General features: G+C 37.4%; 13 protein-coding genes, 1 pseudogene and 2 riboswitches. Of the genes and pseudogenes, 11 read left to right on the top strand and 3 right to left on the bottom strand.

Annotated elements, in window-relative coordinates; translation table 11 throughout:
* Positions 1–352 precede the first annotated feature (352 nt).
* Entirely contained in the window at positions 353–1696 is a 1344-nt protein-coding gene (locus FG384_RS04390; RefSeq protein WP_142641375.1) for a TldD/PmbA family protein, read from the bottom strand.
* A 3-nt stretch (positions 1697–1699) separates the two neighbouring features.
* Positions 1700–3088 (bottom strand): TldD/PmbA family protein, encoded by a 1389-nt coding sequence (locus FG384_RS04395; protein ID WP_142641376.1) that lies wholly within the window; start codon positions 3086–3088, stop codon positions 1700–1702.
* A 264-nt stretch (positions 3089–3352) separates the two neighbouring features.
* Between FG384_RS04395 and FG384_RS04400 the strand changes: the two genes are divergently transcribed.
* The 9 genes from FG384_RS04400 to thiE all read left to right on the top strand — a co-directional run bounded on the left by FG384_RS04400 (position 3353) and on the right by thiE (position 10263).
* Positions 3353–4306, top strand: a complete 954-nt coding sequence (locus FG384_RS04400) for an MBL fold metallo-hydrolase (RefSeq protein ID WP_142641377.1) — start codon at positions 3353–3355, stop codon at positions 4304–4306.
* A gap of 79 nt (positions 4307–4385) precedes the next feature.
* Positions 4386–5180 carry an alpha/beta fold hydrolase gene (locus FG384_RS04405; RefSeq protein WP_142641378.1) on the top strand — a complete coding sequence of 265 codons (795 nt, stop codon included), beginning with the start codon at positions 4386–4388 and terminating at the stop codon, positions 5178–5180.
* 36 nt (positions 5181–5216) lie between these two features.
* On the top strand, positions 5217–5483 hold the full coding sequence (locus FG384_RS04410) for a zinc ribbon domain-containing protein (protein ID WP_142641379.1): 267 nt from the start codon (positions 5217–5219) through the stop codon (positions 5481–5483).
* Positions 5484–5539: 56 nt separating this feature from the next.
* A complete protein-coding gene (locus tag FG384_RS04415; RefSeq protein ID WP_142641380.1) occupies positions 5540–6091 on the top strand; it encodes a hypothetical protein in 552 nt (183 codons plus the stop codon).
* A 116-nt stretch (positions 6092–6207) separates the two neighbouring features.
* A complete protein-coding gene (locus FG384_RS04420) occupies positions 6208–6402 on the top strand; it encodes a hypothetical protein (protein WP_142641381.1) in 195 nt (64 codons plus the stop codon).
* 82 nt (positions 6403–6484) lie between these two features.
* Positions 6485–6582: riboswitch (TPP riboswitch) on the top strand.
* A 64-nt stretch (positions 6583–6646) separates the two neighbouring features.
* Positions 6647–6745: riboswitch (TPP riboswitch) on the top strand.
* A 102-nt stretch (positions 6746–6847) separates the two neighbouring features.
* Positions 6848–8047, top strand: coding sequence for a putative hydroxymethylpyrimidine transporter CytX (gene cytX, locus FG384_RS04425; protein ID WP_205961742.1), 1200 nt, complete (start codon positions 6848–6850; stop codon positions 8045–8047).
* Positions 8044–8817 (top strand): hydroxyethylthiazole kinase, encoded by a 774-nt coding sequence (gene thiM / locus FG384_RS04430; protein WP_142641382.1) that lies wholly within the window; start codon positions 8044–8046, stop codon positions 8815–8817. The genes cytX and thiM overlap by 4 nt, the downstream gene beginning before the upstream one ends.
* Positions 8805–9641 (top strand): bifunctional hydroxymethylpyrimidine kinase/phosphomethylpyrimidine kinase, encoded by an 837-nt coding sequence (gene thiD, locus FG384_RS04435; RefSeq protein WP_142641383.1) that lies wholly within the window; start codon positions 8805–8807, stop codon positions 9639–9641. Before thiM ends, thiD begins: the two co-directional genes overlap by 13 nt.
* Entirely contained in the window at positions 9631–10263 is a 633-nt protein-coding gene (gene thiE / locus FG384_RS04440; RefSeq protein ID WP_142641384.1) for a thiamine phosphate synthase, read from the top strand. Before thiD ends, thiE begins: the two co-directional genes overlap by 11 nt.
* Positions 10264–10419: 156 nt before the next feature.
* On the opposite strand, the gene FG384_RS04445 is transcribed toward thiE, so the two are convergent.
* Positions 10420–10692 carry an alpha/beta-type small acid-soluble spore protein gene (locus FG384_RS04445; protein ID WP_142641385.1) on the bottom strand — a complete coding sequence of 91 codons (273 nt, stop codon included), beginning with the start codon at positions 10690–10692 and terminating at the stop codon, positions 10420–10422.
* Positions 10693–10945: 253 nt separating this feature from the next.
* Here FG384_RS04445 and FG384_RS04450 point away from each other — a divergent pair, with 253 nt between their 5' ends.
* Together FG384_RS04450 and FG384_RS04455 are read left to right on the top strand one after the other, a co-directional pair.
* A complete protein-coding gene (locus FG384_RS04450) occupies positions 10946–11431 on the top strand; it encodes an NUDIX hydrolase (RefSeq protein ID WP_142641386.1) in 486 nt (161 codons plus the stop codon).
* Positions 11432–11932: 501 nt separating this feature from the next.
* Positions 11933–12583 (top strand): annotated as a pseudogene (locus FG384_RS04455) (transposase); the annotation flags it as partial.

Consider the following 12583-nt stretch of genomic DNA (forward strand, 5'->3'; position numbering starts at 1 on the left):
CTGTTCGAAAAGTCGGTGAAAAAAGACTTTTAAGGACAGCCCTCTTTCTTTTCTTTTTTCTTGGCTTCTAGAATACAAAAAAATCGTCTTTTCTTGTAAAATGTAAGTGACCAAACCAACAATTTACGAAAGGACGATTTTTATGAGCAATCAAAAGACTACTAAAAAATTATTATGTTTCAAGGAAGCCTTCCACTAAATATCCCTGATGATACTGCATTCCTATAAAGAAAAAATATCCACCTACTCTTATCTCCTATAACAATAACCAAGGTATTTCCATTTTAGATGTACAAGATTTGATTCCACCCCATCACGTAGCATTAGGGACTCTTTAAACAGCCTCTCATGCTCAATCCACCGTAACCGAAAGTTCTTTCACATGTAAAGATGGTGAACCGTAACCACCTGGACGGAAGTGAAGATCAGATCCAATTTCTTCGATGTCCTTCATAAAGTCGAAGAAGTTCCCAGCGATTGTCATTTGTTTAACAGATGATGAAATAGTACCATCTTTAATATGGAAACCCGTTGCAGCAACAGAAAAATCTCCGGAAATTGTATTTGCACCTGAGTGAAGACCAGACAATTCTGTGATGAGGATACCTTCTGACAAGGAAGTGATTAAGTCATCCTTGCTTTTATGACCTGGAACAATGTACATATTCAGTGGTGCAACTGATAAAGTGCTTTTGTAAGAAGCTTTTTGCGCATGACCTGTTGTTTCGCAACCTTCTATTTTTGCCGTTTTTCGGTTATGGAGAAGTGTTTCGAGTGTACCATTTGAAACGATGGCACGTGTTTTAGTTGCAACTCCTTCTCCATCAAAATTCGAACCTGCAACTGCATCAGGATGAAATGGGTCATCAAGTATCGTGAAGAAATCAGATGCAATTTTCTTTCCTACTTTTCCCTTTAATAACGACTGATCCTTTTGTGTATTTTCAGCAGAAAAGATAGGTGCAAAGGTAGAAAGTAAAGATGCTGCTGCATCATATCGCATAATAATTGGGTATTTTCCAGCAGGAATTGATTTCTCACCAAGATTAGACAATGCTTCTTCAGCTGCTTCTTTTGCAATTTCATCAGCATTGAGCGAACCAAAATCACGAGTCATTTTGATAAAGCTACCGGTTTTCATTTCTTCTCCTTCTTTGACAAGAGCAGAAATGAAAATGATTAAACCATTCTTATTCTCATGCAGAGAAAGGCCTTTACTATTTGATAGCAATCGTTCACCAGAAAAATCTTGCAACACGCAATAGTTTAACGTAACTATACGCGGATCGTAAGCAAGTATTTTTTCTTCAATAGTTGTAAGAAGCTCAATTTTTTCAGGAATTTGAACTTTTGCAAGCTCCTCGCTATAAAATTTATAGCCAACATACTCTTTACTTCCTTCAAAAATATCCGTACCATCATCTTCGTCAAGAATGGCTGCATTTGCTTTCGCATTGTCAATTAAAAACGATATGGAATCTTCGTCTAATTTTTCTGTATAGGCGTAACCCATTTTGCCTTTATACAAACCTCTTAATCCTACGCCACTATCTTCTGAAGTTTCGTAACTATCAATATCTCCTTTAAAAATCATACATTGAAAAGAATTGGAGCGTTCGTAATACACTTCCGCTTCCTCGAAACCAGCACCCATTGCTTTGCTTAGCAGTTCTTCTTGGAATTCAGTGATATTCATTGATTATTCCCCCTTCGTCCCACCGACAGTTATTTCACTAACCCGAATCATCGGTTGGCCTACATTCACAGGAAGGCTTCCACTCGACGCTCCACACAATCCTGCACCGTGTGCAAGATTATTGCCAACCCGATCGACAAGTTGTAGTGTTTTTGCACCGTTTCCAATTAGAGTTGCACCACGTACCGGGCTGTCAATCTTTCCATTTTTCACGAGATATGCTTCCATAACTGCGAAATTATAATCTCCTGTTGCTGGATTCACTTGCCCACCACCCATATATTTTGCATAAATACCGTATTCTGTCGATGCAATGATATCATCTGGTGATGAAGTTCCAGGTGCAATATACGTATTAGTCATACGTGATGTAGGATTGAATCTATATGATTCCCGACGGGACGAGCCAGTTGCATCTGCATTCATACGACGAGCGTTGAATTTATCGATAAGATAACCCTTTAAAATTCCATTTTCAATCAACACATTTTTACGAGTTTTTTCTCCCTCATCATCTATATTAAGGGAACCCCATTCGTTCGGAAGTGTACCGTCATCGATATATGTCACGATATCTGGGGCAACCTTCTCACCAATTCGGTTTGCGAAAACAGAATTATCTTTGGCAACAGAAGTCGCTTCTAGTCCGTGTCCACAAGCTTCATGGAAAATAACGCCTCCAAATTCATTGTCAATGATGACGGAAAACTTTCCACTTGGACATTCTTCAGCACCAAGCATAGTAACTGCAATACGTGCTGCTTCTCCTGCGTAATGTTCTAAGTTAAGATTCTCGATAAATTCAAAACCAGCGTGGGCACCTGGTCCGTAAAAGCCAGTCTGCATTTCAATGCCGTCTGAAGCGGTAGCTTGTATGGAAAGCCTACTATGGACACGTGTATCCTCAACGAATTTACCCTCTGAGTTCGCTATTAGTACATTTTGTTCTTCATCGATGTAGCGTAGAGCAACTTGTCGTATACGCTCATCATAATTTCTTGCAATTTCATTTGCCTTTCTCATCACAGAAACTTTTCTAGCATGTTCCACAGTTTGTGGCATTAGGGCGATTTGGTGAATAGGATTGAATGTTTCTTTTCTAAGTGGATGAATGATCCCTTGTGCTCCGCCTTTAATGGCATGTGCTGCACGTTTTGCAGCTATCAGTAAACCTTCTTCCGAGAAATCAGTCGTGTACGTATAGATGCTTTGAAGACCAGAAAAAATACGAATACCTACCCCAAAATCACGACCAGATATACTTTTTTCTATTTTTCCACTTTGCAATTCTATTCTGTTCACGTACTTGTCTTCTATGAACACTTCAGAAAAATCACCACCTGTCGAGAGAGCAGCTTCTAGCACGTTTTCTATAATAGATTGTTTAATCATATTCCTTTCCCCCTTCTTCTATGGAGTATAGCGTATTATTTGTGTGAATACACTTATTAATTTGATAATTTAGTATTTTTAGTAATTAGTATAATATAGAATTATAATTTTATCTTTAATACGAAATACTTTGATTTACTACTATCAAATTGGATGGAAATTCACGACCTTTCAGATTATGAAAATGTACGTCAAGAAATGCATTGAATAAAAATAATATGATGTTTAAATTAAGAAAAGATATTTTAAATAAGGTGGATTCGGATGACTCTTCTAACTGTAGAAACAGAATATTTTTATTTTAAAAAGCTTACTGAGGGTGTGTATTCAGCAATTGCTAAAACTGGGAAAGGATCTTGGAGTAATGCAGGAGTTGTAGATATGGGGGAAGAGTTACTTGTGTTTGACTCGTTTAGTACCCCTTCAGCTGCCCGAGAATTAAGGAAACAAGCTGAAATGATATTAGGGAAGAAGGTAAAATATCTTATTAATAGCCATTATCATGGAGACCATGTGTTTGGAAATCAAGTATTCGAGGATGTCACAATTATTTCTACTAGTTTAACGTTTAAATGGTTTAAAGAACAAAATATGATCCACGATGTTGAGAAAGAAAAAAATGAGATGAAACAATATCTTCTAAATTTGAGAAATCAAATAGAAACAACGGAAGATATCATTATTAAGGCTAGTCTAATACATCAATTTGAAGAAATGTCCAAAGTATTAGAGGAGCTACCACATTTGAAAATAGTATTGCCATCCGTTTTGTTTGACAAAAATCTTGTAATACAAGGTTCACAAAGAAATGTAGAATTACATTGTTTTGGTGGAGGGCATACTCCTAGTGATGCCTTTATGTATTTACCAGATGAGAAAATAGCATTCATGGGAGATATCGTCACAGAAGAACTTCATTTACCTATTTATCATCCAAAGGATTTTTTGAGTATTTTGGAAAATGTAAAGCAGATGGAGATTGAAACAGTTGTGCCAGGACATGGAGAAGTAGGAACGATAGAGTTAATAGATACATTAGTTGACTATTTGTCATTTTTGATGGAAAAGGCAAGCGAAGCACATCAAAATGAATTATCCTTAAATGAATTTATTTCAGAGTTTATCACTCCAACTGAATACACTAACTGGAAGGGTGTAAATGGAATCAACCGTAATCTTACAACGATATATAACTTCTATGTGTTAAAGAAGATTTAAGTGAATGGGGGGAGTGGATATTGCGAAATCTCACAGTAACAATTGATGGAAAACAGTGAATTACTATGAGTGCGGCGATATGAAAACTCCAACTGTTGTTTGTTTCCATGGTCTTGTGGGGAATGGTTTCTATAGTTTCTCAGAAATTGCTGTACTATTAGAAAAACATTTCCATCTACTAATATTTGATGGTCCAGGCCATGGAGAAACAACACCATTTGAAAGTGAGGAAGACTATTTATTCTCCAGCATTGCTATGTGGTACAAACGAGTAATTCAGCAAGTTCTATCGAAACCTTTCTATTTGATGGGACATTCCTGGGGAGCTGATATAGCACTTCATTATACAAAAGGGTATCCAGATGAGGTTTTAGGCATTGTACTTTTGGACGGGGGCTACATCTTTCCGCAAAACCAGTCCGAAATGTCATTTAATTATGCAATTGCCGGCTGGGATGATTATATGAATAGATCAGCTTATTATGAGTGGGCAGTGATCGTTGAGGAGTATAAAACGTATACAAACAGATGGAATCATATCAAAGAGTGCTATGTTGCTTCTCTTTTCAAAAAGAAGGATAATCATTTCGAACTAGTGACTTCCAAATTTACTGTATTGTCCATTATAAAAGCTTTTTTTAAAGAACCATTCTCAGAAACATATGCTTTCATCAAGGTACCAGTGCTTTTAATACATGCAACAAATCCTACTGAGCTTGATGTGGCAAGAGAAATCGGCATTCTACAGCTTAAAGAAAATGTAGATGATGTAATGATAATAGGAGTGGAAGGCGCAGGACATATGCTGCAATGGGATGAGCCTCTTCAAACAGCAACTGAAATTAAGAAGTGGATATATGAAAAGGAGACATAAACGAATAGTTCATTAAAAGTATAGGAGGAATAATTCATGAAACAAAATAAAAATTGTCAAAGTTGTGGTATGCCATTTTCAAAGGATGCTGAAGGTGGTGGAACAGAAAAGAATGGAACGAAGAGCGTCCTTTATTGTAGTCATTGCTACCAAAATGGAGCATTCACTTTCCCTAATATGACAATGATTGAAATGAAGGAAAAAGTAAAAGGAAAATTAATTGAATTTGGAATCCCAAAAGTATTTACAGGGTTATTCACTCGAAATATTCATAAATTGGAGCGTTGGAATACACCAAATTGAAACGTAAGGAATCAATGAAACCGTATAAGATAATTCCAATAATAAGGGTGATATAAATGGATCGTTTAACGCAATCATATTTTGAAAACTTAGAAGCGGAGGACAAAGATCTTCAATTCGAAGCCTTCGGGAATATTAAAGCAGCAACAAATGAAAAAGTGGATTGGGCTTATGAAGTTTGGGATCAATTAAAGGGATGGCTTACAGACCGCGATAATCACCGAAGATCTAGAGCTGCTCAGTTTCTCTCTAGACTAGCGATTAGTGACCCTGAAAAAAGAATGCTCAACGATTTTTCAGCGTTATGGGAAGTGACAAAGGATCCTAAGTTTGTAACAGCAAGACATAGCTTACAATCCATTTGGAGAGTTGGTTTAGCAGGACCGGAACAAAAAGAGATGGTCGTAAACAGCCTCGTTGATCGGTTTATAAACGGAAATGAAGAGAAAAATTATACATTAATTCGTTTTGATATCATTCAATGCCTTAGAAATTTACATGATGAAATAAAAGACGAAGAAATAAAGCAAATTGCATTAGAGTTAATCGAAAAAGAAGAAGATCCAAAATATAAAAAGAAATATGCTACTGTCTGGAAAAAAGCGTAATCTATTTCGGATTAAATGGAGTGGAGAGGAATATTATTCATGCTTAGTATGAATTAGTTACTGATCATTATTTTCTTCATAGAAGTAGAACTTTAGAGAAGAAAGATGACAATCCTTTGAATGAAGTAAGGATGCTATGTGATTCAATAAAAGAAAATAATACGATAATGAGCATTAATAAAACGATTAACTATAATGCAGCTAAATCAGTGTTGAAGTATGAAAATGGTGATGAGATTAAATTAACTGAAGAAGATTTTGTCCAACAATCGACTGCTTTTTTTGCTGAAATCGAAAGTAAATTTCTGTGAAATCTCCGATAATTGCGTATTGAAATTGAATTGACAACAATTGAAATGATTGATAGTATTACGGTGCATCAGAAAATTGAATGTAAGATTGCGGGGGGACTCTTTGGAGTTGAGAAGGTAAAACCTGACCCTTTGAACCTGTTAGTTAAGACTGACGTAGGGAGCAATAGGTAATGCATTTTATATGTTGAATCCTCGCTTCCCGAATTTTTTGGGAAGCTTTTTTTGTAGAGAAAATTGTATATGTATATTGCGGGGGGACTTTTAGGAGTTGAGAAGGTTAAAACCTGACCCTTTGAACCTGTTAGTTAAGACTGACGTAGGGAGCAAATGGAAAAGGGGCTTTATCTGCTCTCTTCTGTTAGCTTCCCGTTGATGGGGAGCTTTTTTTATGTTCGGATAACTGATGATATTAGTTAAGTAGAGAAGAGAGGATGAATTTAGCTTGAAAAAAAGTAATGTCTTTCAAACATCAAGTGTGAGCCAGTTTTTCCTATGGTTTGGAGCAGCTGTTTCGATTGCTGAAATATTAACAGGTGCTTTAATTGCCCCACTTGGTTTCACTAAAGGTGTGCAGGCAATTTTGATAGGGCATGTAGTTGGAGCAATTGTATTGTTGCTTGCGGGAGTAATCAGTGCAAATAGTCGACTTTCATCGATTGAAGCAACGCGAATTTCGTTTGGACGGATTGGTTCTTACAGTTTTTCGCTGCTAAATATTACGCAGCTCATTGGTTGGACAGCAGTTATGATTGTAAGTGGCTCAATCGTGTTTAACGGTATTACATTGAAGCTTTTTAATATAAATAACGAGTTACTTTGGAGCGTCGTTATTGCAGTATTTATTATTCTATGGATTGCTTTAGGTATTAAAAGACTGTCGAAACTGAATTCAGTTGTTGTTGGATTGTTGTTCGTATTTTGTTTAATTTTAACGTATGTCATTTTCAGCGGCGAATCGAAAGTGACGGCATTAGTTGGTGAGATGAGTTTTGGTACAGCGGTGGAGTTGAGTACGGTCATGTCACTGTCCTGGCTACCTTTAATTGGTGATTATACCCGACATGTGAAACAAAAACGTGCAGGTACATTTGCGAGTGTAGCTGGTTACTTTTTAGGGAGCAGTTTGATGTATGTAATCGGGTTAGGAGGAAGTTTATATGTCGGAACTTCTGATATCTGTGTGATTTTACTAGCAAGTGGTTTAGGAGTAATGGCTTTGCTCATCGTGTTCTTTTCGACGGTGACTACTACGTTTTTAGATGCTTATTCAGCCGGTGTGAGTTTTCGAAACCTTTCGGTAAAGTGGGATGAACGTCTTGTAGCGATTGTGTTTACGTTAATCGGGTTAGCAATCGCTATTTTATCACCAGTAAGTGCATATGAATCTTTTTTATATTTAATAGGTTCTGTATTTGCGCCGCTGTATGGCATATTATTTGTCGATTACTTCTTGTTAGGTAAACGTAAGATAAATGAGCAATTGAACATACATGTGGGAAACATTTTACTGTGGGCAGTAGGAGTAGCAAGCTATCATTTATTGCTAAATGTCGAACTACCATTAGGTAATTCGTTAGCAATTTTGATTGGCGTTGGGATTATACATTTTATCATTTGTAAATTAAGGGGGATTCGAAGATGAACACAATAACTCGGATACGTAAAGGAAATCCATTGATTCATTGTATAACGAATATTGTCGTGGCTAACTTTAAAGCGAATGGTTTACTAGCAGTAGGTGCTTCTCCAGTAATGGCTGATGCAATAGAAGAAGTAGAAGAGATGACAGGCATTGCTTCTGGGCTTTTGATCAATATTGGAACTCTACATGCGAGGTCCGTTGAAGCGATGAAACTAGCTGGAAAACGTGCTAATCAAGTAGGTATTCCACTTGTATTAGATCCAGTGGGGGCTGGTGCGACATCTTATCGCCTAAATACTGTACGAGAAATATTAGAAGAGGTAAATATTCAAGTTCTACGCTGTAATGTGGGAGAGCTAGCGGCTATTGCTAATAGTCCATGGGAGGCAAAGGGCGTAGATAGTGGAAAAGGTGAGCTTGACGTAGTTTTTACTGCTCAAGAAGTTGCAAAAAAGTATAACTGTATTGTCGCTGTATCCGGTGAAGTCGACATAGTGACAGATGGAAAACAAGTGGAAGAAATTATAGGGGGAGACGCACGAATGCCTCTTGTTACGGGTTCTGGTTGTTTGCTAAGTGCTTTGTGTTGTAGTGCTGTCGCAACAACGGAAAAAGACGATTTCCAAGCAGTAGTTGATGTGATGCATTTTTATAAGCGGATAGGTGAATACGCAGGGAGAAATTCAATAGGTGCAGGTGATTTTGCGGTTCACATATTAAATGGATTAGATCTTTTAAGCAAAAGGGAGGAAGTGGAATGGTCCAAGTAGTCATGACAGTTGCAGGCTCTGATAGTGGAGGTGGAGCTGGGATTCAAGCTGATTTAAAAACATTTCAGGAGCTTGGTGTATTTGGTACTACAGCTGTAACAGCTATTACTGTACAAAATACAAAAGGGGTACGAGAAGTTTGTCCGATGACACCAGCGGTTGTTGCGGATCAAATGGATGCGATATTAGAAGACTTCGATGTAGCATGTATCAAAACAGGGATGTTATTTTCAGCCGATATCATTCGAGCAGTGGCACAAAAGCTTCATGAATTTAATAGACCATTACTTGTAATTGATCCTGTGATGATTGCAAAGGGTGGCCAATCATTATTATTAGAAGAGGCCATTACAGCACTAAAGACGGAACTGTTACCACTTGCAACGATTGTTACTCCAAATATCCCAGAGGCAGAAGTACTTGCAGAGATGAAAATTGAGACACAAGAGGATGTAGAAGTTGCTGCTAAAAAACTTCTTCAATTAGGAGTAAAAGCGGTAGTTATGAAGGGAGGGCATCGTAAAAACAACGAAAATGCGGAGGATATTGTGTACATGGAAAATGGGGAACAATTCACAGTTAGCGCGAAGTGGGTTGAAACGAAGGACACTCATGGAACGGGTTGTACTTTTTCAGCTGCATTAACGGCGGAGCTAGCGAAAGGAGTCCCATTACAAAAGGCTATCGGAACGGCAAAGCAATTTATCCAAGCTGCAATTTCACATGGTCTAAGTATTGGGCATGGGCACGGTCCAACGAATCATTTTGCTTATCGAACTTTTAATGAAGTAAAGATGAAAGAAGATGTCATAAATGAATCGTAATATTTTAAATCTTTATTTTATTATGGGTAGTCAGAATTGTGGAAATGCAGATCCTTTACATGTACTTGAATCTGCGCTAAAGGGTGGTATCTCTTGCTTTCAATTTCGAGAAAAAGGGGAAGGAGCAAGGCAAGGTGAAGACTATATAAAATATGCACGAAGCTGTCAAAATCTTTGTAAGAAATATGGGGTTCCTTTTATTGTAAATGATGATGTCCGATTGGCTGAAGAGCTTCAAGCAGACGGAGTTCATGTTGGGCAGGACGATGAATTAGCACAACATGTCCGAGTGAGGATGCCAGGGAAAATTTTGGGAGTATCCGTACATACATCGGAGGAAGTGGTGAGTGCGATACAGGCAGGTGCCGACTATATTGGTGTTGGTCCCATTTATGAAACCAAATCGAAAGCCGACGCAAAGCCTGCTGCTGGATTATCATTTTTAACGAAAATTGTAACGGAATATCCTGAGTTACCTATTGTAGGAATAGGAGGGATTACTATCGAAAATGCAAAGAGAGTAATAGAAGCAGGAGCGGATGGAGTCTCTATAATTTCAGCTATTTCGCAAGCCGAAGATGTCCAGGGAACTGTAAAACAATTATTAAATATTGTTAAATGAAAGGATAATTCTGCTTTATCACAGGCTAATATTCGAAATAACAAACTGAAATTACTCCTAGACTCGAAGGAAAAATAAAGAATCGGTGTTTTAACTACAGAAAAAACGGGGAAAAGGTTTGGCCGCTAATCCAATCAATTAGGATTAGCGGCTATTTTATTTTTTTAACATTTGCTCCTGGGCCATTCTAATCATTTCTTTGACCATATTACCGCCAATTGGACCGCCAATCTTACCAGCCTGTTCAGATGTTAGTTTGCCATTATAGCCCTTACTCAGAGGGATATTTAGTTCGTCAGCAATTTCGTATTTGACATTATCGGGATTGTTACTTTCTACATGATATCCTTGTTCTTTCATAATTCGCGCTTTGAGTTTATCTAATTCCTTGCGTGCTGACGGTACTAATATTTTATTTTTATTTGCCAATTTTTATCACTCCTTTGTTTATTAGGGTATCCTAAAATTGACATATTACTCATACCAAAAATAATAGTTGATTACCTTAGAACGTTAAATTAGAGTAGGCTACTTGAATGGTTAAATGACAGAATCACTTCGACCAACGTTACAAAAACTACCGGAACCAGAATGTTTAGAATATAATAATAAATAGTTTACGTTCACTCATATGGTAAAAACCTAAATGAAAGAAGACTCAACATAAAAGGAGGATTAGTAGATGTATGTTAATGCGAGAGCTATATTAGAAAGACAAAGTGAATCAGGAATAGAAGTATTAGTACAAGTTAGAGATAAACCTAATCAACCTCAAACCTTAGAGTTTCCCGGTGGAAGAATTGAAGAGTTTGAGTCTATAATTGATGCCTTATATCGTGAAGTGTTAGAGGAAACAGGATTAAAAATTAATGTAATAAAAGGCGATATAAATCAACAATTATACTCAAATAGTGGAATATCTATTGAAGGATTAACTCCATTTTTTGTCTATCAAACTGTTAAAGGTCCAGTTGATTCAATTGGTTTTATCTTTAGGTGTGAAGTCGAAGAAGGAGAAACAACTATTAATGAGGAGTCTTTTGGGCATCAGTGGATGAATCTAAAAGATCTTGAGGAGTTATTTCAAAATACTCCTCATGTGTTTGATTTCTTAACTCAAGGGTTATTATCATATTATCTGGATTGGGTAAAAGTGAATTTGAAATAGGTAACGATAAATAAATAAATAAATAAATAAATATTCATTGTTAGATTCAGTCTGTAGACAAACCCAATAAAATTGAGAATGCCTACAGATTTCTTCTTATTAAATGAATGTAGACTAATTGGTCCGGAAAAAGCCACTCGCTTTCCGCGGACGAACTGCCAATCCTCCTCGCTCGTACCTCGAGGGCACTGAAAAAGTCCTCCAAGAGATTACATAGAGAGTATGGTGAATGACGAGTTGTTCACATACTCTCTTTTTATTGGGAAATCGTTGATTTCCGTTCCAGGCGGACGCTTTCCGCCGGCATGGCTTCAGCCGCTTCCCTTGCTCCTGCGCAAGCTCGTCGCAAAAATTAATTTCGCTACGCTCAGTCCAGGGTCTTCAGCTCATGCTATTCCGGCTGGAGTCGCCGCCTTCCCCTCCAATCAACAAGCATCCACCTATTCTTCTAAAAACCTTCTTCGTTTATAATAGAGAGACTAACTAATGGTGGTGTGCAAAATGATTTCTAACCAAGAAACCCTTAATTTAAGCCCATTCATGGCGATTTATAATTTGGTTGTTCCTAAAGATAATATACTTCGTCAAATAAACGAATTGGTAGAATTCTCCTTCGTTTTAGAGGAGTTGAAAACAAAATATTGTTTAGATAATGGTCGGAATGCCGTTCCCCCAATTCGGATGTTCAAGTGCTTACTATTAAAGGCAATTTTTGATGTATCCGATGTGGATCTAGTAGAACGGTCCAAATACGACATGTCGTTCAAGTATTTCTTAGATCTGGCACCAGAAGATCCCGTGATCGAACCAAGTTCACTCACTAAATTTCGCAGGCTTCGTCTCCAAGACGTAGGCTTATTAGATTTGCTTATTGGGAAAACAGTTGAAATCGCCATCGACCAAAAAATCATCCAAAGTAAAACAATTATTGTGGATGCCACTCATACAAAGGCACGTTATAATCAAAAATCACCGAAAGAATTTTTACAAGAGAAATCCAAGAATGTACGGAAAGCGGTTTATAAATTGGGTGAATCGATGAAAGGAAAGTTTCCACCAAAGCCCACTTCTGACGAAGTAATGGATGAATTGGTCTACTGCAAAGAAGTAATTGCCATCATTGAAAAGGAACCGAAAATTACCCAAATTCCA

Source organism: Psychrobacillus vulpis (assembly GCF_006861825.1).
Lineage (GTDB): Bacteria > Bacillota > Bacilli > Bacillales_A > Planococcaceae > Psychrobacillus > Psychrobacillus vulpis.